Source organism: Vibrio quintilis (assembly GCF_024529975.1).
Taxonomy (GTDB): domain Bacteria; phylum Pseudomonadota; class Gammaproteobacteria; order Enterobacterales; family Vibrionaceae; genus Vibrio; species Vibrio quintilis.
Map to the genome: position 1 here is coordinate 3333445 of NZ_AP024897.1, position 22755 is coordinate 3356199.

At 44.0% G+C, this 22755-nt stretch carries 23 protein-coding genes; 4 read left to right on the forward strand and 19 right to left on the reverse strand.

The window, feature by feature from the left end:
* Positions 1–22 precede the first annotated feature (22 nt).
* From rseP to rpsB, 8 genes are all read right to left on the reverse strand, one after another.
* Positions 23–1378: a sigma E protease regulator RseP gene (gene rseP, locus OC443_RS15340; protein WP_073586033.1), complete on the reverse strand. Its 1356-nt coding sequence runs from the start codon at positions 1376–1378 to the stop codon at positions 23–25.
* Positions 1378–2583, reverse strand: coding sequence for a 1-deoxy-D-xylulose-5-phosphate reductoisomerase (gene ispC / locus OC443_RS15345; RefSeq protein WP_073586023.1), 1206 nt, complete (start codon positions 2581–2583; stop codon positions 1378–1380). The genes rseP and ispC overlap by 1 nt, the downstream gene beginning before the upstream one ends.
* A 56-nt stretch (positions 2584–2639) precedes the next feature.
* Positions 2640–3482, reverse strand: a complete 843-nt coding sequence (locus tag OC443_RS15350) for a phosphatidate cytidylyltransferase (RefSeq protein ID WP_073586024.1) — start codon at positions 3480–3482, stop codon at positions 2640–2642.
* Between the two features lie 15 nt (positions 3483–3497).
* Complete coding sequence (locus OC443_RS15355; RefSeq protein ID WP_073586025.1) at positions 3498–4250, reverse strand: isoprenyl transferase; 753 nt, start codon at positions 4248–4250, stop codon at positions 3498–3500.
* Positions 4251–4342: 92 nt separating this feature from the next.
* Positions 4343–4900, reverse strand: coding sequence for a ribosome recycling factor (gene frr / locus OC443_RS15360; RefSeq protein WP_073586026.1), 558 nt, complete (start codon positions 4898–4900; stop codon positions 4343–4345).
* A 32-nt stretch (positions 4901–4932) separates the two neighbouring features.
* Positions 4933–5667, reverse strand: coding sequence for a UMP kinase (pyrH, locus tag OC443_RS15365; RefSeq protein WP_073586027.1), 735 nt, complete (start codon positions 5665–5667; stop codon positions 4933–4935).
* Between the two features lie 154 nt (positions 5668–5821).
* Complete coding sequence (gene tsf, locus OC443_RS15370; protein WP_073586028.1) at positions 5822–6664, reverse strand: translation elongation factor Ts; 843 nt, start codon at positions 6662–6664, stop codon at positions 5822–5824.
* Between the two features lie 130 nt (positions 6665–6794).
* Complete coding sequence (rpsB, locus tag OC443_RS15375; protein ID WP_073586029.1) at positions 6795–7523, reverse strand: 30S ribosomal protein S2; 729 nt, start codon at positions 7521–7523, stop codon at positions 6795–6797.
* A 331-nt stretch (positions 7524–7854) separates the two neighbouring features.
* Here rpsB and map point away from each other — a divergent pair, with 331 nt between their 5' ends.
* The 4 genes from map (at position 7855) to yegD (ending at position 13564) form a co-directional block, all read left to right on the forward strand.
* Complete coding sequence (map, locus tag OC443_RS15380; RefSeq protein ID WP_073586030.1) at positions 7855–8697, forward strand: type I methionyl aminopeptidase; 843 nt, start codon at positions 7855–7857, stop codon at positions 8695–8697.
* An 86-nt stretch (positions 8698–8783) separates the two neighbouring features.
* The gene (gene glnD, locus OC443_RS15385; protein ID WP_262021686.1) at positions 8784–11408 is read left to right on the forward strand and encodes a bifunctional uridylyltransferase/uridylyl-removing protein GlnD; all 2625 of its coding nucleotides are present in this window, start codon (positions 8784–8786) and stop codon (positions 11406–11408) included.
* Positions 11409–11533: 125 nt separating this feature from the next.
* Positions 11534–11917 (forward strand): DUF3461 family protein, encoded by a 384-nt coding sequence (locus OC443_RS15390; RefSeq protein WP_073585940.1) that lies wholly within the window; start codon positions 11534–11536, stop codon positions 11915–11917.
* Positions 11918–12208: 291 nt separating this feature from the next.
* On the forward strand, positions 12209–13564 hold the full coding sequence (gene yegD / locus OC443_RS15395; protein ID WP_073585939.1) for a molecular chaperone: 1356 nt from the start codon (positions 12209–12211) through the stop codon (positions 13562–13564).
* A gap of 63 nt (positions 13565–13627) precedes the next feature.
* Here yegD and pgpA read toward each other — a convergent pair whose 3' ends face one another.
* The 11 genes from pgpA to crl all read right to left on the reverse strand — a co-directional run bounded on the left by pgpA (position 13628) and on the right by crl (position 22686).
* Positions 13628–14128, reverse strand: coding sequence for a phosphatidylglycerophosphatase A (pgpA, locus tag OC443_RS15400; protein WP_073585938.1), 501 nt, complete (start codon positions 14126–14128; stop codon positions 13628–13630).
* Complete coding sequence (gene thiL / locus OC443_RS15405) at positions 14125–15102, reverse strand: thiamine-phosphate kinase (protein ID WP_073585937.1); 978 nt, start codon at positions 15100–15102, stop codon at positions 14125–14127. Before thiL ends, pgpA begins: the two co-directional genes overlap by 4 nt.
* A 129-nt stretch (positions 15103–15231) precedes the next feature.
* On the reverse strand, positions 15232–15699 hold the full coding sequence (nusB, locus tag OC443_RS15410) for a transcription antitermination factor NusB (protein WP_073585936.1): 468 nt from the start codon (positions 15697–15699) through the stop codon (positions 15232–15234).
* The gene (ribH, locus tag OC443_RS15415) at positions 15699–16169 is read right to left on the reverse strand and encodes a 6,7-dimethyl-8-ribityllumazine synthase (protein WP_073585935.1); all 471 of its coding nucleotides are present in this window, start codon (positions 16167–16169) and stop codon (positions 15699–15701) included. The genes nusB and ribH overlap by 1 nt, the downstream gene beginning before the upstream one ends.
* A gap of 125 nt (positions 16170–16294) precedes the next feature.
* Positions 16295–17404 (reverse strand): bifunctional 3,4-dihydroxy-2-butanone-4-phosphate synthase/GTP cyclohydrolase II, encoded by a 1110-nt coding sequence (ribBA, locus tag OC443_RS15420; RefSeq protein ID WP_073585934.1) that lies wholly within the window; start codon positions 17402–17404, stop codon positions 16295–16297.
* 51 nt (positions 17405–17455) lie between these two features.
* Positions 17456–18121: a riboflavin synthase gene (locus OC443_RS15425; protein WP_073585933.1), complete on the reverse strand. Its 666-nt coding sequence runs from the start codon at positions 18119–18121 to the stop codon at positions 17456–17458.
* Positions 18122–18124: 3 nt separating this feature from the next.
* Positions 18125–19225, reverse strand: coding sequence for a bifunctional diaminohydroxyphosphoribosylaminopyrimidine deaminase/5-amino-6-(5-phosphoribosylamino)uracil reductase RibD (ribD, locus tag OC443_RS15430; RefSeq protein ID WP_073585932.1), 1101 nt, complete (start codon positions 19223–19225; stop codon positions 18125–18127).
* A gap of 11 nt (positions 19226–19236) precedes the next feature.
* Positions 19237–19686 carry a transcriptional regulator NrdR gene (gene nrdR / locus OC443_RS15435; RefSeq protein WP_073585931.1) on the reverse strand — a complete coding sequence of 150 codons (450 nt, stop codon included), beginning with the start codon at positions 19684–19686 and terminating at the stop codon, positions 19237–19239.
* 98 nt (positions 19687–19784) lie between these two features.
* Complete coding sequence (locus OC443_RS15440; protein ID WP_073585930.1) at positions 19785–21035, reverse strand: glutamate-5-semialdehyde dehydrogenase; 1251 nt, start codon at positions 21033–21035, stop codon at positions 19785–19787.
* 14 nt (positions 21036–21049) lie between these two features.
* Positions 21050–22186, reverse strand: a complete 1137-nt coding sequence (gene proB / locus OC443_RS15445; RefSeq protein WP_073585929.1) for a glutamate 5-kinase — start codon at positions 22184–22186, stop codon at positions 21050–21052.
* A 110-nt stretch (positions 22187–22296) separates the two neighbouring features.
* Positions 22297–22686 carry a sigma factor-binding protein Crl gene (gene crl, locus OC443_RS15450; RefSeq protein ID WP_073585928.1) on the reverse strand — a complete coding sequence of 130 codons (390 nt, stop codon included), beginning with the start codon at positions 22684–22686 and terminating at the stop codon, positions 22297–22299.
* Between the last annotated feature and the right edge of the window lie 69 nt (positions 22687–22755).

Sequence of the window (22755 nt, forward strand, 5' to 3'; positions counted from 1 at the left end):
ACTTAAGCTTAAAGCTGATTCATTAGAGGCGGGTAAAATCATTAAATAATGCCACAGCCATAAGTGAAAAAATAATTATGCCACCAACGCGATAACCAATTTCCTGAACTTTTTCCGGCACAGGGTTTTTAGTTACAGCCTCAATCGCAAAAAACATTAAATGTCCCCCATCCAACATGGGTAGCGGAACTAAGTTAATAATCCCTAAGTTAACACTAATTAATGCCAGAAATCCTAAAAAATATACTAAGCCATACTCAGCCGTGGTTCCTGCACCTTTTGCGATAGAAATAGGACCACTCAGATTATTCAAACCGACATCTCCCACAATCAGCTTTTTCAGCATCGTGATTGTCAGACCTATCACCTGCACAGTTTTGTGGGCAGCTTTACCAATCGATTCAAAAGGACCATATTGTAACTGATAACGGTAATGCTCAGGCCATTCAGCAACCTGCGGAGACATACCGGCAAAACCTATCGTTTTTCCATCTCTCAGCTCTCGCTGAGCCGGGGTCAGTGTTAATTCTTTCTCCTGCCCGTTTCTTAAAACAGTCAAAGCAAGTGAAGAACCAGCATGGCTCTGAACCAAATCGACAACCTGATCCCACGAAGATACATCAATATCATTGATGCGAAGAATTTTATCCCCCGCGAGCAAACCAGCTTCTTCTGCAGCGCCATCTTTCATGATATGCGTTAATGTCATCAACACTTCCGGCGAGTACGGTTTAAAACCCAACGCCTTCATTGCAGACTCTTTTTCCGGATCAAAGTTCCACTTATTGAGATTTATATTTAAAATTTCGTGATTAACAGAATCAGGGGAACTGACCGTCATTGTCATTTGAGAATCACCAATATGCGAGACCAACGCCATATTCACAGATTCCCAGTCTCCGGTCTTCACACCGGAAACCGCCTGAATTTCCATACCGGGGAGCATACCAGCCTGAGCAACAATTGAATCAGGATAAACTTCACCGATGACTGGTTTCACCGATGGAACGCCAATCATAAAGACACACCAGTAGGCCACAATGGCAAACAGGAAATTAAATACCGGCCCGGCAGCAACAATCGCAAACCTTTTCCATAATGATTGCTGATCAAAGGCAAGATGCTTTTGGTTCTCAGGAACGTCTTCCACCCTGCCATCAAGCATTTTTACGTAACCGCCTAACGGGATAATGGCAAAGCTATACTCTGTCCCGTCTTTCGCAATACGTGACCAAATCGACTTACCAAAGCCGATGGAAAATTTTTCAACTTTTACCCCACAACGCCGGGCAACCCAGAAGTGACCAAACTCATGAACAGCAACCAAAATGCCCAAAGCTATTACGAACGAAATAAAGTTCCACAGGATACCAGTCATCATTGACGCTCTTTCACTATTTTATTTGCCCATTGCCGGGCTATTTTATCAAGCTCTAACAAACTTTCTACGTCTGTGACTGAAGTTATTGCTCCGAAAGCGCATGTCTTTGACAATACGAGCTCGTTAACAGCTGCAATTTCAGTAAACCGGATTTGTTTATTCAGAAACGCTTCAACTGCGACTTCATTGGCTGCGTTTAATGAAGTTGTTGCATGTTGTCCTTCATAGCAAGCATCAATTGCCAGCTTTAAACAGGGGTAACGCTGTTCGTCAACCTGTGTAAAGCTTAAATCGCCCAAACTGAAAAAATCCAAAGGAGATACGCCTGACTCAATTCTGTCAGGATAAGCCATTGCACATGCAATCGGTGTTGCCATATTCGGTTCCCCCATTTGTGCCAGCACTGAACCATCTCTGTATTGCACCATCGAATGAATAACAGACTGAGGATGAATCAAAACTTTAAGCTGCTCTCTGGATGTATTAAACAACCATTTTGCTTCAATGTATTCAAGCCCTTTATTCATCATAGTTGCTGAATCAACAGATATCTTAGGACCCATCGACCAGTTAGGATGGGAAATCGCCTGTTCCGGGGTAACATTTGGAAGAAGATCTATAGATGTATTACGAAACGGCCCGCCAGAACCGGTTAGCAAGATATGCGAAATACCATATTTATCTAAATCACAAAAACCTAAAGACTTTTGAATATCTTCAGGTAAACATTGAAAAATAGCATTGTGTTCACTGTCCACGGGAAGTAATTCAGCACCATATTCAGCAACCGCATCCATGAATAACTGACCTGACATCACCAATGCTTCTTTATTCGCCAGTAACACCCGCTTTCCGGACCGGATTGCAGCCATTGTTGGTAACAACCCGGCGGCACCGACAATAGCCGACATCACAACATCCACATCTGCATGTTTTGCAACATCACACATGGCTTGCGGTCCAAACATAACTTCCGTTTTACTTCCTAAATCAGACAATGTCCCGGCAAGATCTTTTGCGGCTGATTCGGAAGCCATCACGGCATATTCAGGATGATATTTCTGGCATAACTGCACCATTTTCGTCACATTTGTACCAGCAACTAATGCCACGACAGAGAAAAGATCAGGATTCTGTGACACAACATTCAGTGTACTTGCTCCAATCGATCCCGTTGCCCCTAAAATCGTTAACTTACGCATAGGAAAACCATTTCAAATAAATTAAGACATAGCATGGCTCAAAATCAGACACATCACTACAAATGAAAATATAATAAAGCAAAAACCGGAAATGCAGCGGTCAAGCTATCGATGCGATCCAAAACGCCCCCGTGACCAGGAATCAGGTGACTACTGTCTTTAATACCAGATGCTCGTTTAAACATACTTTCGACTAAATCACCTAACACCGAAATAATAACGGTACACAGGATAATGACAAACATGGTGCCTGTCCCTGAAAAGTGAATATCAAACCAGCCGGATAGAAAAAATGCGGCAACAACAGCAGCAACAACACCACCCACTAAACCTTCAATCGTCTTATTCGGGCTCACATTAGGTGCCATTTTGTGTTTACCCAGAAAACGCCCGGCAAAATAGGCGCCACTATCAGCAATCCAGACAATCAGACAGACAAACAATACTAACTTTGCACCATATGCAGAATCCCGGGCCATATTCTCAGTCCTGAGCAATACCACACTCCAGAAAAATGGCAGCAAAGTTAACAACCCAAACAGATGTTTCAAAAGTTTTGATTCGGACCAATATTTGCCAGAAGCCGGATACGTCATAGCAAGATAACTGGCGGCTATCCACCATCCTGAGCCAATCCATAAGACCAGAGCGCACAAAAGGCTCAAATCATGAGTCATAGAGAGTTGTGGCGTGATGACGTATAAACCCAAGCTACCAATAATCACAGGCGGGATTAATGAAGAGAAACAAAATTTTGAATCAATAAATTGAGTCCACTCCCAAAAACCTAATAAAGTAACGAATGAAAGCGCAATAATAAAAGGGGTCAGAGGTAGCTGAAAGATACCTAAAACCACTAAAGGGGCCAAAATCAAGGCTGTAATGACTCTTTGCTTCAAACTAAAAACCTTTTGCTATTTTTCCATGAATGCTTTTATTTGTTCACCTGTACATCCAAAACGTCTTTCCCGGTTGACAAACCAGGTCACAGCTTCAATAAAATGCTCTTCACTGAAATCGGGCCAGAAAACCGGGGTAAAGTACAATTCTGCATAAGCAAGCTGCCACAACATAAAATTACTGATTCGGCACTCTCCGCTCGTCCGGATCAATAAATCAACTTCAGGCAAATCAGCCATAGACATAAATTGAGACATTGTTTTTTCACTGATTTCAGAAACAGCCAGGTCACCGGAGTGAACTTGTTGAGCAATGGATTTCACTGCTTGTGTAATATCCCATCGCCCCCCATAATTGGCTGCAATATTAACAACCATCCCCGAATTGTCAGCAGTTAAACGTTCGGCATCAGCGATTTTATTTTGTAACTTAGAGGTGAACCGGGAAGTATCTCCAATCACTCTTAACTTGAGATTGTTTTTATGTAATTTCTTGACTTCAGTGGAAAGCACATAAACAAAGAGATCCATAAGAACGCCGACTTCTTCTTCAGGGCGGCGCCAGTTTTCACTACTGAAAGCAAACAAAGTAACCGCTCTGACACCCAGGCGGGCGGCAGTGGCTATCGTTTTCCGAACAGCTTTAACACCATTTTGGTGGCCAAATACTCTTGGTTTTCCCTGAGCTTTTGCCCAGCGACCATTGCCATCCATGATTACCGCAACATGCTGAGGTAATAAATCAGGTGAAAGTTGAGAATTCTGCATAAGAAATTACTTTTATTTGCAAATATCAGAATAAAGGCGCCATGCGTTCACAAAGCGCCTTTTCTGTTTTTTTGAATATTTAGTGATTATACTTAAACATCCATGAGTTCTTTTTCTTTTGATGCAAGCACTTCGTCAATTCTTTTGACCGCAGCATCAGTCAACTTCTGAACATCTTCCTGAGCCTTGTGCTCTTCATCTTCAGAAATTTCTTTATCTTTTAATAATGATTTAAATTCGTTATTTGCATCACGACGAATGTTACGGACAGCAACACGACCGCCTTCAGCTTCTCCCCGAACAATTTTCACAAGATCTTTCCGGCGCTCTTCAGTTAGCGGAGGAAGAGGAACACGGATAACCGTTCCCGCAGACATTGGATTAAGGCCCAGATCTGATGACATAATGGCTTTTTCAACTTTAGGTGTCAGCTCTTTATCAAATACAGTAATCGCCAGCGTTCTTGCATCTTCAGCAACGACATTCGCAACCTGATTTAACGGTGTCATGGCGCCGTAATATTCAACTGAAATACTTGCTAACAGGCTGGGATGAGCTCGTCCGGTGCGAACTTTAGATAAATTATTCTTTAATGCTTCAACACTCTTATCCATGCGGTCCTGAGCGTCTTTTTTGATTTCATTGATCACAATATCACCTTAATTCTCATTTCACTTGTTAATTACAACTGAGTGTTGCAAATAAGTGTACCTTCAGCCTCACCCATGACAACCCGACGTAAAGCTCCAGGCTTATTCATATTAAAGACACGGATAGGCATCATATGATCTCTTGCCAGAGTAAAAGCGGCTAAGTCCATCACTTTCAATTCTTTTTCAAGCACATCGTCATAATTCAGCTTATCATACAACTCCGCCTCAGGGTTTGCCACCGGATCGGCACTGTAAACACCATCAACTTTTGTCGCTTTGAGAACTACATCAGCTTCAATTTCAATTCCGCGTAAACAAGCTGCTGAGTCGGTCGTAAAAAACGGATTTCCGGTCCCCGCGGAAAAGATAACAACCCGCCCCTGTCGTAGTTGACTAATCGCGTTCGCCCAGTTGTAATCATCACAAACACCATTCAGGGGAATTGCTGACATCACTCTTGCATTCACATAAGCACGGTGAAGTGCATCACGCATAGCCAGGCCATTCATGACCGTTGCCAACATGCCCATATGGTCACCAACAACACGGTTCATACCGGCTTTAGCCAGTCCGGCGCCACGGAATAAGTTTCCGCCACCAATTACGACGCCAACCTGAACACCCAGCTCAACTAACTCTTTGACTTCCTGAGCCATGCGATCAAGTACAGCAGGGTCAATACCAAAACCTTCTTCACCTTGTAACGCTTCGCCACTAAGTTTTAACAAAATACGCTGATACGCGGGTTTAGGGTTTGTTGTCATGGTGTATTCCTTCCCAAGAGAATTATTCATTAACCGTCATGAATTCAGACTTCATATGTAAAATCTTAATTCATCACGCTAAATTCTGATTGTTATCACGAAAAGACCGCAGCAACTGCCACGGTCTTTCTCTTATTCAGTGCTTACACAAAAATTAACCTTTTTGTGCCATTGCAACTTCTTCAGCAAAGCTTAAGCCGTCTTCTTTTTCGATGCCTTCACCGACTTCAAGACGAACAAAACCAGTTACTTTAGTACCTTTTTCTTTCAGAATGTCACCAACAGATTTCTTTGGTTCCATGACGAAAGCCTGGCCAGTCAAAGAAATTTCACCAGTAAATTTCTTCATACGACCGACAACCATTTTTTCTGCAATTTCAGCAGGTTTGCCTTCGTTCATCGCAATCTCAACCTGAACTGCTTTTTCTTTTTCTACAACTTCAGCAGGTACATCATCAGGCGTCAGGTAATCCGGACGTGAAGCAGCAACATGCATTGCAATATGCTTCAGTGTTTCAGCGTCACCTTCACCAGCAACTACAACACCGATTTTCTCACCATGGCGATAAGAAGCCAGTGCAGCACCTTCGATATACTGTACCCGGCGGATTGTGACGTTTTCACCGATTTTAGCAACAAGAGCAACACGTGTTTCTTCAAATTGTTCCTGAAGTGCTTCAACTGCAGCTTTAGATGACAATGCAGCATCAGCAACGTCATTAGCAAACGCGACAAAGTTAGCATCTTTTGCAACAAAGTCTGTTTGACAGTTCACTTCAAGAAGAACAGCAACACCGTTACCTTCTTTGATTAAAATAGTCCCTTCGGCAGCAACATTACCTGCTTTCTTCGCAGCTTTTGCAGCACCGCTTTTACGCATATTTTCGATTGCAAGTTCAACATCGCCGTCTGTTTCGACAAGCGCTTTCTTACATTCCATCATACCTGCGCCAGTACGTTCACGCAGTTCTTTTACCAGAGCAGCAGTTACAGCCATTCTCTATTCCTCGATTCTTTCTGGATATGCTAAAAATTAGGGGCCTTCAGACGGCCCCTAATACTAACTATAACCTAGTCGATGTTTCACTACTGTTGCGCATCGAACTAAGTGTGACTAAGAGCCGTAATTATTCAGCTTCTACGAAACCGTCTTTCTCAGCAACCACAGCAACATCTTTGTTACGACCTTCAGTGATCGCTTCAGCAGCAGCATTCAGGTAAAGCTGAACAGCACGGATCGCATCATCGTTACCTGGGATAACGTAGTCAACACCGTCTGGGTTAGAATTCGTATCAACAACAGAAAATACCGGAATTCCCAGATTGTTCGCTTCTTTCACTGCAATGTGCTCATGATCAGCATCAATGATAAACAGAGCGTCAGGCAGACCACCCATGTCCTTGATACCGCCAAGAGACTTTTCAAGCTTTTCCATTTCACGAGTACGCATCAGCGCTTCTTTTTTGGTCAGCTTTTCAAAAGTACCATCTGTTGACTGAGTCTCAAGATCCTTCAGACGCTTGATTGACTGACGAACAGTTTTCCAGTTTGTTAACATACCACCTAACCAGCGGTTATTAACATAGTACTGGTTGCTTGCAATAGCAGCTTCTTTTACAGCTTCAGATGCAGCGCGCTTTGTTCCTACAAAAAGAACTTTACCTTTCTTCTCACCGATTTTACCTAACTCAGCCAATGCTTCGTTGAACATTGGTACAGTTTTTTCCAGGTTAATGATGTGAACACGGTTACGAGCACCAAAAATGAAAGGCTTCATTTTTGGGTTCCAGTAACGAGTCTGGTGACCAAAGTGAACACCAGCTTTCAGCATATCGCGCATTGATACAGTTGCCATTTATTAATCCTCTATGGGGTTAGGCCTCCACATTCCCCGTATTTCCGACTTCGTGACCAGCACGGAAGCACCCCGGAAGACGTGACGAAATGTGTGTGATTTAAATTAGTGGTTAAGGAACAGCAGAAAAACAGAAAATGTTTACCTACATTCCGGCGCGCTTTATATCATATAACCCGGTTCAGAAGCCAGAAAAATTTGCGCCAGCAGCCAGTGTCACCTCTCAGTAATAATAATTATTATTCAGACTGGTTTCTTGCGCTCTACTCTTCGACTGTTAAAATACTGCAATCAGCACAAAAGGTGCACATTAAACCAGTAGAGATTATCAATGTCTGTCAACATCAAAAATGCGGAAGAAATAGAAAAAATGCGGATTGCAGGCAAACTTGCAGCCGATGTACTTGAGATGATCCAGCCTTATGTAAAGCCTGGCGTCACAACAGAAGAGCTCGACCAAATCTGTCATCAATATATGACAGAAACACAGGGAACGATTCCTGCGCCACTCAATTACCATGGTTATCCAAAATCAATTTGCACATCCATTAATCATATCGTTTGTCATGGTATCCCTGCGACGGAAGATGGTCAGTTTGGCCAGTATATCCGCCCGGCAGTACTCAAAGATGGTGATATTCTGAATATAGATATCACCGTGATTAAAGATGGCTATCACGGTGACACTTCAAGAATGTTTTTAGTCGGTGATGTTTCCCCGGCCAATAAACGTTTATGTCTTGTAGCTCAGGAAAGTCTTTATCTGGCAATGAAACACGTCAAACCAGGTGTCCGTCTCGGAGAAATAGGCACTGCGATAGATAAGTACATAAAAACCAATAACAAACACAATCCCCGGATGAAGTTTTCTATTGTGAAAGACTATTGTGGTCATGGTATTGGTACGGGGTTTCATGAAGAACCTCAGGTCGTTCACTATAAAAACAGTGACAAAACAGTACTCCAGGCAGGCATGACTTTCACAATTGAACCGATGATTAATGCCGGAAAATTTGGTTGCCGTCTGGATGAAGAAGATAACTGGACCGTCTATACCGCCGATGGTAAGAATTCCGCTCAGTGGGAACATACTATACTGGTTACGGAGACCGGCTGTGAGGTTTTAACTTTGAGAAGTGATGAATCAATTCCCCGTTTAATGAACAATATGTAAAATTATCCGACAAAGATAAGTGATTACGCCTGTCTTAGCCGGAAACAACGGTCAATTCACCCAATGAAGTGCATGGACGCATAATTATGTATCATCAATCTCCTCTTCAATTAACAGATGAACAAATCAATATTCAATCCCTGAAAGAACAGCTCGATAATTTTGGGAGTTATCAAAAAGAGCTGTTCTTAAACCGTCATGCAATTACTGATTTGGTATTTGGTCGTGCTGAGTTTATGGATCAGCTGCTCCAGCGTTTATGGCATCACTACGGGTTTAATCAAATAAAGCATTTGTGTCTGGTTGCTGTCGGAGGATACGGCAGAAAGGAGCTACACCCTTTATCTGATATCGATATTCTGATCCTGTCTAAAGACAGTTTTCCTGCGGATATTCAGACTAAAGTCAGTGAATTTATTACCCTGCTATGGGATTTGAAGCTGGAAGTCGGACATGCGGTCAGAACTATTGAAGAGTGTGCTGATATCGGCAGACAGGATTTAACCGTCGCAACCAATTTACAGGAAGCCCGGCTCATCAGCGGATGTGAAGATACATTCTATCGTTTAAAGCTACAGATCCATTCCGAGTCATTCTGGCCCAGTGAGTCCTTCTACAAAGCAAAGATACAGGAACAGAAAGCGCGACATGCCCGCTATCATGATACGACTTATAACCTCGAGCCGGATATCAAATCAACTCCGGGCGGGTTAAGAGACATTCATACTCTGAGCTGGATAGCACGTCGTCATTTCGGTGCCACATCATTACTTGAAATGAGCAGGAATGACTTCCTGACGGATGCAGAATACAGGGAAATTGTTGAGTGTCAGAACTTTTTATGGCGGGTCCGGTTTGCCTTACATCTGGAGCTGAAACGCTATGACAACCGGCTGACATTTGCCCATCAGGCTCAGGTCGCAGATAACCTCGGATTTTATGGCGAGAATAACCAACCGGTAGAAATGATGATGAAGGAGTTCTACCGGACATTGCGCCGGGTGGCAGAACTGAACAAAATGCTCCTGAAATTATTCGATCAGGTCATACTGGGAGATGAAAAAGATACCACCCCGCATATTATCAATGATGATTTTCAAGTCACTTCAAACTTAATTGAAGTCCGGAAAAAGCAGCTGTTTCAACAATATCCCGCTTCAATTATTGAAATGTTCATCCATATTGCAAATAACTCTTCAATTGAAGGTGTTGCGCCGGACACAATGAGACAGCTGAGATCGGCACGTCGCAGGCTCAATCAGTTCTTACACTGTATTCCTGAGGCCCGTGAGCAATTCATGCAACTGGCAAGACATCCCAATGCATTGCACAAAGCATTCAGCCTGATGCACCGCCATGGGGTCCTGGCGGCCTATTTGCCGCAATGGAGTCATATTGTCGGGCAAATGCAGTTTGATTTATTCCACGTCTACACCGTCGACGAACACAGCATTCGCTTGTTGAAATACATTCACATTTTTGATGATCCAAATAACTATCAGCGCCACCCGATTTGCTGTGAAGTCTTCCCGCGCCTGCCCAAAAAAGAGCTTCTGATTCTGGCTGCAATATTCCACGACATCGGCAAAGGCAGAGGTGGCGATCATTCAGAAATAGGTGCGGTTGAAGCTTATGATTTTTGTATTGAACACGGGCTGTCCAAACCGGAAGCAAAACTGGTTTCATGGCTGGTCAAAAACCACCTGTTAATGTCTGTGACAGCACAGAGACGGGATATCTATGATCCCGATGTCATTATTGAATTTGCTAAAACAGTTCGCGAAGAAGAATATCTGGAATATCTGGTTTGTCTGACCGTCGCTGACATCTGTGCAACAAATCCCGAGTTATGGAATAGCTGGAAACGGACACTATTGGCAGAGCTGTTTTACTCAACTCAGAGAGCATTACGCCGTGGGCTTGAAAACCCGGTCGATGTCAGAAACCGGATTCGACATAACCAACAACTGGCATCGGCTTTATTAAGAAAAGAAGGCTTTGTTACCCAGCAAATTGATACCTTGTGGCAACGTTTCAAAGCAGATTACTTCCTGCGTCATACACACAAACAGATTGCCTGGCACAGTACCTCCATCCTGAATCATCAGTCACAGGATGATACGCTGATACTTGTCAGTGAACAGGCAACAAGAGGCGGTACGGAGATATTCGTTTATACCCGGGATCAACACGCCTTATTTGCTGCAATTGTCGCAGAGCTGGATCGCAGAGGGTTAACCGTCCACGACGCTCAGATTATGGCCAGCAAAGATGGTTTCGTTCTGGATACATTTATCGTGCTTGATCAAAATGGCGACCCCATAGATCAGGAACGCCACAGTACAATCATTAAAAACCTTCAGTCCGCGATAGAGCTGGGAACACCGGCACTGGATAAAACCCGTCGAACCCCCAGTAATTTAAAACACTTTACCGTAAACACTCAGATAGACTTTTTACCCACTAAAAGTAAGAAAAAAAGTTTACTGGAATTCGTGGCTCTGGACACACCCGGACTGCTTGCCACAGTCGGTGCAACGTTTGCAGAATTAGGGTTTGATATTCACGGGGCCAAAATTACAACGATTGGAGAAAGAGCGGAAGACTTATTCATTATCACCGGAAAACAACACGGAAAGCTGACTGATGAAGAACAGGACGAACTGAAGAAGGCGCTGATTGAAAGTGTGAAAACACTTCTCCCCAGTTAAAAGACTGAATGAATAGCGATCCAGCCCACAACTTCAGGGAAAGTAAAAGTTACGGGCTACCTCATTGTAAAATAGATTGATAGAGTGTTTTACAGTTTATGCGCAGATAAAGAGGTAGCCAGCCTATGTATCCCCATCTTAAAAGTTTAGGAATTCATGAACCAACGGAAATTGAGCGCTATACAATCCGGCAGGAAGCCTTAAAAGATGTACTGAAAATTTACTTTCATAAACAAAAGGGCGAATTTTTCGCTAAAAGCGTCAAATATAAATACCCAAGACAAGTCAAAAATGTACTGGTTGACAGCGGGAGCCACCAATACAAAGAAGTCACTGAGATCAATCGTAATTTAACGCTGATCTTAGATGAGTTAAATCAGATCACTGACCCACCAAAGCCGCAAGAAATTGATTTAAAGGAAAAAATCCTGACCGATCTCCATCATCTTGAAAAAGTAGTCGCACACAAGATCGCCGAAATTGAAGCGGACTTGCAAAAACTTAAGTAGTACCGCACCGTAACAGGCAGGAAATGTCCTTCTCTGCCTGTTATATGAAATCATCCGTTCCATCATCCGCCTTTCCCCAATAGTCTCAACGCCGAAACCAGCAACATCTCTTTTATTTGCTTGACTTATATACAATCACTCTTATAATCGCGCCCCCGGTTCATTTCTGTAAGGCAACATAATTTCAGAATGGCATTCATGGCTGAGCCAAAACAGCCTGACTGCATCATAAATGATCGGCTTACATCCCATCACGTTACCCACAAACATCATTTCAGAGGAGTCCATTCTATGGCTATTGGTTTCGACTTTGGTACCTCCAATTGTTCTGTTGCACAAATCATTAATAATCAGGTTCACGCGATTCCTTTAACGCAGGACGAACTCTACATCCCCTCAACAATTTGTGCGCCCAGCCGGGAATATATCTCTGAGTATATTTATCGCTGTTTCAACATTTCACCTTCAGATATAGCCGGAGAAAATTTGTTACGGCGGGCAATCAGTGTCAATAAAGATGATGGACTGGAAATACATCCGGATGAAGTTTTCTTCGGACAGGAAGCGCTGGACTTATATTTAGACGATCCCAAACATGTTTATTACGTGAAATCACCAAAATCCTTTCTGGGAATTATCGGACTAAAAGAAACACAACTGGCTTTTTTTGAAGATCTGGTTTGCGCCATGATGGCAAATATAAAGCAGAAAGCTGAAAACCACCTGAAAACAGAGATAACAGAAACCGTCATTGGCAGACCGGTCAACTTTCATGGCAGAAAAGGTGAAGAGTCAAACCGTCAGGCATTGAATATTTTGCGTAAAGCTGCATCAAGAGCCGGATTCAAACAGATTGAATTTCAGTTTGAGCCTGTCGCTGCCGGACTGGATTTCGAAGCAACGTTGACGACTGACAAGCATGTCTTAGTCGTTGATATCGGTGGAGGAACAACAGACTGCTCAATGATTCAAATGGGCCCCCGCTGGCACGGAAAGTTTGAACGTTCAGATACACTGCTTGGACATACAGGCCGACGCACAGGGGGAAATGACCTGGATATATTCATCACTTTCAGAAAGTTCATGCCAGAATTCGGATTTGGCTCTCAGCAACTTTCCGGCTTACCCGTCCCTATACCGCAATTCTGGAACTGTATTGCCATTAATGATGTAGAGGCTCAAAGACAATTTTATACCGCAGAAAACCTGAGACAAATCAAACAACTCTATAAAAATGCGGAACACCCGGAAAAGTTAAACCGTCTCATTCATGTCCATCAGGAAACTTTAGGACACGGTCTTGTCAGAGAAGCAGAAAAAGCCAAAATAGCACTGGCCGGAAAAAACACCCACTCAGCAACACTGAATATCGGAGATGAGAGTCTGATCATTCCTCTGACACCGGAAGCAATCACAACAGCCATAGAAGAACCCGTCAATAAAATAAAAAGGCTGATTAAAGAGGTTTTAACACAAAGCGGTGTCAAGCCTGATGTTATCTACGTAACCGGAGGATCGGCCAGATCCCCGATTCTGAGAGAAGCGATAAAAAGTGTCTTACCAGAAACAGAGATTGTCAGTGGCAATTACTTCGGTTCAGTGACTGCCGGCTTGGCCCGGTGGGCTGACATAAGCTTCCGGCAATAAACCTTTACAACGGAAAACTTTTACAACGGGCAGACACGGGTGACAAAAGAACGCTTAACCGTGTTAAGCGTAAAAAAACATAAGCAGGAACAGGCAAATTCCTGCTATGACCCCGGCAACAATGTCATCCAGCATGATTCCCAGGCCACCTTTTACATGTCTGTCCAGCCAGCTGATTGGCCAAGGTTTCACCATATCAAAAAAGCGAAATAACACGAAGCCAGCCAGTATCCAGTGCCAGTCACCTATGCTGCTGCCACCTGAATACTGAACAGCCACCATCGTAATCCAGAAACCAACAAATTCGTCCCAGACAATCGCACCATGATCGTGAACGCCCATATCATCTGCCGTCTTTTGACAAATTATCAATCCGACAAGTGATGAACAAACGATCACGAAAAAATACAAACTCAGTGACAAATAGCTCAACGCCAGATAAAAAGGAATCGCTGCAAGCGTTCCCATCGTTCCGGGAATGACCGGTGAAAGGCCACTACCAAAACCAGTTGCCAGCAAATGCCAGGGATTTTTCAACCGGATACAAGCAATCGGATTACTCATTGATTCACCTTAAAATGATCATAACCACTTAATGTCCAGGACAAAGGCTGCCCCTGATCATGCAGCACAATTTGATTTACAGAATTCACCTGTCCAATACAGGTAAAGCGTGTATCAGATTGTGCAGATATGCCTTCGAGAAGATATTTTTTTGTCTCAGGAACTGTAAAGCAGAGCTCATATTCTTCGCCGCTGCTCAATGCATACTGCCGGGTGAGCGCTAAATCATCATTCAGATACTCTAATAGCTCTCCGGATACGGGAAGCTGACTGACATCAATACTTATACCCACACCGGAAGCTTCAAGAATATGCCGGATATCAGAAATCAGTCCATCAGAAATATCGATAGCTGATGAAGCAACACCTAACAACGCCTGACCAGCAAGTACTTTAGGCTCAGATAAATAATGCCTTTTCTCCAGCACTTTCTTATTGAGCTCTGAATTGGGCAGCTCAGACAGTATCAACTCCAAACCCGCTTTACTGTCACCTAAATAGCCGGTCACATATACCCAGTCATCAACAGCAGCACCAGCGCGGGTCAGCGCAATCTCTTCAGGCACAAAACCATGTACTGTGATAGAAATGCTGAGTGGACCTTTGGTGGTATCACCACCAATCAGCTGAATACCATATTCATCGGCAAGGCGAAAAAAAGCATCACTGAATGATTGTAACCACGGCTCATGAACTTCCGGCAGCGTTAGTGCAAGCGAACACCAGGCGGGTGTGCCTCCCATTGCAGCCAAATCACTCAGGTTGGAAGCTAACGCTTTATGAGCAATCCAGGCAGGATTGGTACCAGCGATGAAATGAGTCCCTTCCACCAAAGTATCTGTACTAATCACTAATCTGGCATCATGGGGCGCTTTCACAATAGCGCAGTCATCACCCAGTCCCAGATGAACATCATCCCGGTTTTTTTGCCGCTGATAAAAGTACTTCCGGATTAAATCAAATTCACCACGCATACCCGATTCCGGCTAAATTTAAATGTCTGGACCAACTATAAAAAAGGTCAGCAAATGCTGACCTACAATATTTACTCAATTGTTCAATACCATACTCTTCAGAAAAGCACCGCATTGATACGCAAAACTTTATCTTTTGCGAACGTGTGGCGCAGCTTTATCAAGCACACCATTAATAAATTTGTGGCTGTCTTCTGCTGCAAAACGCTTCGCCAGTTCAATTGCTTCATTGATAACCACTTTATAAGGGACATCTTCCCTACGGGTCATTTCGTACATGGATAAACGAAGCAAAGCTAATTCCATCATATCCAGATCCTGCATAGGGCGGGAGACATAAGGACGAAGCTTCGAATCCAGTTCCATATTGTGGTTCACAACACCAACTAACAGATCTCTGAAATAATCAACATCCGTCTCGGGTGACTGAAGTGAAGGCTCGGATGAACGGTGCTCTTCATCATCATACTTATCACCCGCAAGAAACTGGGCTTCAATAGTTGCGACATTTTCTTTTGTCACTTGCCATGAATAAATAGCTTGCAAAGCAAACTGACGTGCATTACGACGTGCGGCTGGTTTCACTCGGGCCCCCATTAAGAATCAATAGCAGAAAGAACATTAATCATTTCAAGCGCACTTAATGCAGCCTCTGCACCTTTATTACCAGCCTTGGTTCCTGCGCGTTCAATAGCCTGGTCAATGGTATCAACAGTTAACACACCAAAGGCGACAGGAAGACTATATTCCAGAGATACCTGAGCCAGACCTTTATTACACTCGTTGCAAACATAGTCAAAGTGAGGTGTACCACCACGAATCACTGTACCGAGAGAAACTATTGCGTCAAATTTTCCCGTTTTTGCCACACGCTGAGCAACCAGAGGTAACTCTACCGCTCCCGGACAACGTACAACCGTGATATTGTCTTCGGCAACCTGTCCGTGACGTTTCAGTGTATCAATTGCTCCAGAAAGCAAACTTTCATTAATGAAGCTATTAAAACGTGAAATGACTATTGCTATCTTAGCATCAGGTGCAGGGAAGCCCCCCTCGATCATTTTCATCAACTTTCCTTCAACTCTGTCCACCAGTGAGAATCGACGGATTCTAGCACAATTTTGTGAGCAATATCTAATAGTATTTCCCGGTAATAAGCCCAGTTACTCAGGTAGGATTCGCGCCAAAATGGTCACTCACAGATATACTCGGTCACATTTAGCCCAAAGCCGCCTAAAGCATGATATTTTTTGCTGGCAGAGGAGAGCAATCTCATATCATGAATCCCCAGATCAGCTAAGATCTGCGATCCGACACCAACTCTTCTTGATGTCCCCTGCTTTTTCGCCATGGAAGGTGCTTCACCTTTATCCTGTAATTCATACATTTTGACACGATGCATAATTAAATCGGCTGACTCTTCATTTCCCAGAAGCACCAAAATACCACCTTCCTGAGCAATACGTTCCATCGCAGCTTCCACACTCCAGCTCCGATCCGTATTCCGATCACTGCGTAATACATCCGTAAATGTATCAATTAAATGGACCCGGACCAGAGGGACCTGCTGTGAATCGCTCTCTTTCACCAATGCATAATGAATCTGGTTATCAATCACGTCCCGGTAAGTCACCAGTTCAAATTCACCATAACGGGTCGGCAACCGGCAACGGGCAACGCGTTCAATCGTCGTTTCAGTATGATTGCGATACTCAATTAGAGCAGCAATCGTCCCTAATTTGATATCATGTTTAGCGGAAAACGCCTCTAAATCACCGCGCCTGGCCATCGTTCCGTCTTCATTCAGAATTTCAACAATGACAGAGGCAGGTTCTAAACCGGCTAACCGGGCGAGATCACAACCCGCTTCAGTATGGCCGGCACGGGTTAAAACCCCGCCATCCTGAGCAGTCAACGGAAAAATATGACCGGGCTGAACCAGATCAGCAGCCTTAGCATCGCTGGCAACGGCAGCCTGAACCGTTCTGGCACGATCAGCAGCAGATATACCAGTCGTCACACCTTCAGCGGCTTCTATCGAAATGGTAAAATTTGTGGAAAACTGAGCACTGTTATCCTGAACCATTGGCGGCAAACCTAAACGTTCACAGCGATGTCTTGTCAATGTCAGACAAATTAATCCCCGGCCGTGGGTTGCCATAAAATTAATGATCTCCGGGGTAACATGCTCTGCGGCAATAATCAGATCACCTTCATTCTCCCGATCTTCATCATCCATCAGAATAACCATTTTACCCTGACGGATATCATCAATAATTTCCCGGGGAGTACTAATTGTCATCATTATTATCCTTGGTCGTTCGGGTTCAAAACCACATAAAACAATTACTGATTAAGCAAAACCATTTTGTTGTAAAAACTCTAAAGTCACGGAAGATGCCTGAACGCTTTCTTCTGCTTCATGGTTCTTTGATTCAATCAGCCGCTCCAGATATCTCGCCATAATATCAACTTCCAGATTCACAACACTGCCAGGCACAAAAGACTGAATTGTTGTCTCAGAAGCAGTATGCGGAATGATTGTAAGCCTGAATGAATCTTTTCTGATTTCATTCACCGTCAGGCTGATTCCGTCAACAGTCACAGAACCTTTTTCTGCAACATACCGGGTAATATCCTTCGGCATTTTTATCCACAGTTCAATCGCTCTGCCTGCATGACTTCGTTCAATGACTTCTCCCACACCATCAACATGACCAGAAACAATATGACCGCCAAACCGGGTTGTTGGCAGCATGGCTTTCTCTAAATTGACCTGGTCACCAGCCTGAGCACGGGCAAAGCCTGATTTATTTAATGTCTCCAGGGATAAATCGGCCTGGTAACTATTAGCCGTTTTATGAACGACTGTCAGACAAACACCATTAGTTGCAATACTATCTCCCGGTTGAACATCAGACATATCCAGCAAGCCGGAATCAATTTCAATCCGGATATCTTCACCTTTCGGAGTCAGCGCTCTGATTGTTCCTGTCGCTTCTATGATACCTGTAAACATAAATTAACCTTTATACTTGGGAACTGCTGTAACCCGGATATCGGGACCAACAACAGACACAGCTTTTATATCGAGTTCCAGAATATCTTCCATCCTTTCAAACCCCATATGACCAAACAATCCCTGCCCGTCACTCCCCATAATTTTAGGCGCAATGTAAAGAATCAGCTCGTCAACCAGCCGGGATTTCAACAATGAACCAGCGAGAGAGGCGCCGGCTTCAACCCACACATGATTAACCTGGTGTTGTGAAGCGAGATCTTCCATCACCTGAGTCAAATTTAACAACCCACTATCCATCAGAGAGACATTTAAATCCGAATCAGAATGCCCTACAGTCAGCACTGGACCACCGGCCTGATATAATTTCAGTTCCGAATGTAAACGATGATGCCGGTCAAGAATGACTCTGAGAGGTTGCCTGACAGACGAAGAAAGATATTGAACAGACCCTGGTAATTCACCAGCCCGAACGTTTAAGGATGCGTTATCCGTTATCACTGTCTGACTGGTGGATAATATCGCCCCGGCCATCGCCCGATAGCGCTGAACATCACTTCTGGCCTGTGGTGACGTCACCCACTGACTCTGGCCATTTGCAAGTGCCGTTTGCCCATCCAGACTGGCAGCCATTTTTAACTGCACCCAAGGCAGACCCGTTGTCATTCGTTTGATAAAGGCAGGATTTAATGAGGCTGCATCCTGTTCCAGAAGACCACTATAAACTTCGATTCCGGCTTCCCGGAGCATCCGGATACCACGTCCGGAAACTTCAGGGTTTGGATCCTGCATCGCACAAATGACTTTCTTGACCCCCGCCTGAATTAAACCAGCCGCACAAGGCGGTGTCCGGCCGTAATGGGAACAGGGCTCCAACGTCACATAGGCGGTTGCATTTTTGGCTTTATCGCCAGCCATCCGGAGTGCATTCACTTCTGCATGAGCTTCACCCGCCCGGAGATGAAAGCCTTCACCGACAATCTGCCCATCCCGGGCAATCACACATCCAACATTTGGGTTTGGTGCTGTGGTATAAATTCCTTTTCCGGCCAACGCAATTGCTCTCGACATCATCTGATAATCGAACTGCGTATAAAGCGACATTCATTAATTCCTTAATCTTCAAGTCTGGCAATTTCTTCACCAAACTCCCGGATATCTTCAAAGCTTCGGTACACTGAAGCAAAACGGATATAAGCAACCTTATCGAGTTCCTTCAATTGCTCCATAACAAGATTACCAATCAAGTCACTGGGCACTTCTCTTTCCCCGGTAGCCCTGAGCTGAGATTTAATTGTACTGATAGACAAATCAATTGAATCTGCGCTCACAGGACGCTTTTCAAGTGCTTTCAGCATCCCTTTGACCATTTTCTGCTCATCAAATGGCTCCCGGTTGCCATTTGATTTGATCACACGCGGCATGACCAGTTCAGCGGTTTCGAATGTTGTAAAGCGCTCATGACAAGCAAGACATTCTCTTCTCCTGCGAACCTGATGGCCATCAGAAACCAGTCGGGAATCAATCACTTTGGTTTCGTTTTCAGAACAAAATGGACAATGCATGCCACCTCCGTTTCACTGACGTCAGATATCTGAAAATTATAATCTGAATAGACTTACTTTACAGGGCAGGCCTGAATAACCAGGCAGCCCCGGAAAGGTTAGCTCCGGCTCAGATAATCAGCCCGGCCAACCCATTTGTAACTGGTCAATGCATCCAATCCCATTGGACCACGGGCATGCAGTTTTTGGGTTGAAACCGCAACTTCAGCCCCAAGACCAAACTGAGCACCATCAGTAAAACGGGTTGACGCATTGACATAAATTGCTGCTGAATCAACTGAATTCACAAAAATCTCAGCATGAGTCAGCGTATTCGTTAAAATGGCATCCGAGTGGCTGGCGTTGTGAACCCGCATATGCAAAATCGCTTCATCAATATTTTTCACCACTTTCACACCTAAAGTATACGACAGCCATTCTGTATCAAAGTCACCGGCTTCAGCGTTTCGGTATAATTCAGCCTCCGACAGCCATTGCTGTGTATTTTCAGCACCAACAAATGTCACCTTATCAGACATTCTCCGGACCAAAGCTGGTAAAAGTGTTGCTGCAATATCTTCATGAACTAAAAGTGTATCTAATGCATTACAGGCTGACGGCCGCTGAAGCTTCGCATTTTCAATAATATCCAGAGAATCATCAATACTGGCAGAATCGTCAACGAAGATATGGCTGATTCCGAATCCGCCAATAATCACCGGAATCGTACTGCTCTCCCGGCACATTTTATGTAATCCGGCCCCGCCCCGGGGAATAATCATATCAACATATTGATCCAGTTTAAGTAGTTCACTGACCAGCTGCCGATCCGGCTTTTCAATATACTGTACAGATGCTGCCGGGAAATCAGCCTTGGCTAAAGCGGCCTGAATCACTTTAACCAGTTCCATATTGGAAAAAAAGGTTTCTTTACCCCCCCGGAGAATAGATGCATTACCGGTTTTCAGGCACAAAGAAGCGATATCAATCGTCACATTGGGACGGGCTTCATAGATCACACCAACCACACCTAATGGCACGGCACGTTTTGACAGCGCCATCCCGTTGGTTAATACACGTCCGTCAAACTCACGACCAACCGGATCATTCAATCCAATAACATTACGCACATCATTGGCAATGCCAGCCAGACGGTCCGGATTTAGCAAAAGGCGATCAAGTAAAGCTTCACTCAACCCGGCTTCACGCCCCAGTTCAATATCTTTCTTATTCGCGGCTAAAATGGCATCAGAGTGAGCTTCTAATTCAGAAGCAATTAACTCCAGTGCGTAATTTTTTTGTGTTGTTGTCGCTGTCGATAAATGAAAAGCCGCTTCTTTTGCCGCTTTCCCCATATATTCTAAATCCACGATACCCTTCCCTTTTATTCCTGAATTACAACCATATCATCGCGATGAATGACTTCAGAGCCATAATCATGACCAAGAATATCATTTATATCTTTACTATGCTTACCCTGAATTTGTTCAAGATCGTGACTCGAATAGGCAGATATACCACGAGCGATTGTTTTCCCGTTACGGTTTGAAATCCGGGCAACATCTCCTCTGGCAAAAACGCCATTGACCCGGGTAATACCTTTGGCAAGCAGACTGCTTCCTTTCGTCAATACCGCCTCTACCGCACCATCATCGATAACAATATCTCCCGAAGCAATAGGACCGGCAAGAATCCAGCGCTTACGGTTTTCCAATGCTTCTTCCAAAGGCAAAAAACGGGTGCCCTGAGGCATATCACTCAATGAGTCGGAAATGACATTCGGCGCCCTGCCAGCAGCAATAATCACCTCAATTCCGGCCCGGCGCGCAATATCTGCAGCCTGAAGCTTGGTTGCCATACCGCCGGTACCAAGTGTTGTTCCGCTTCCCCCGGCTATTTTACGCAAAGTATCATCAATTTTTTTCACTTCGCGGATTAACTCAGCATTTGGATCTTTTCTGGGATCGGCGGTAAACAGACCTTTTTGATCCGTCAAAAGTAATAACTTATTTGCACCACACAAAATCCCGACTAAAGCCGATAAGTTATCATTGTCACCCACTTTAATTTCAGCTGTTGCTATCGCATCATTCTCATTCACTACAGGAATAATATCATTTTGAATCAATGCATTAATTGTGTCCCGGGCATTTAAAAATCGTTCCCGGTCCTCTAAATCAGCCCGGGTGAGAAGTATCTGGCCAATTTTAATTCCATAGATATCAAATAAGGATTCCCAGGTCTGTATCAGATGACTTTGTCCTACAGCCGCAAGCATCTGCTTACTGGCAATCGTATTTATCAGTGCAGGGTAGTTGAGATGCTCCCGGCCTGCGGCAATCGCTCCGGAAGAAACCATAACAACCGAGTGTCCGCGATTTTTCAGCACTGCGCACTGGCGGACAAGCTCAACCATATGAGCCCTGTCCAGGGCCAGCGTACCTCCGGTCAATACACTGGTACCCAGCTTGATAATGACAGTTTGTGACTGAGACGATTGCTCACATTGCTCTATAGACATTGTTATTACATTTTAAGGGGAATCAGAATAAACGTTTTAACAATCAAAAGAGGAATTAACAAGGGGAAAAGGTGCCGGATGGCACCTTTTCTATAAGAAAAGACAACTTATTACTTTGTTTCAACCAATGGCTCAACAATTTTTACATCACAACTAAATTTATCATGGAGCATTTTGACTAACTTTTCATGAAAGACATTTTTGGTTCTGATTACTTCTTCCATGACATGATCTTCCGGCGTCTCATCAACCCACTTACCTTCTAAATCGAAACGGCCAACCGCATAACTTGCCTCAAAAAAATTATGGTCAAACTTCAACTCCATCCACCATCCCCAAAATTCCCTGTGCTCAGGTGATTTCTTATCATCGATACAAACGGCTAAGCAATCGAAAAGATAAACACCTTCATGGTACTTTTCTTCTCTCAGATATGGCCCCAGTGATTTAAATGCGATATTTAACCGATGATGAGTAGGTTCCTTCACTAACTGTGACATATGGACTCTCCCTATAAACTTACAGAACGTTGTATTCATGCCAAAAGCACATATTCAACTAGTTACACG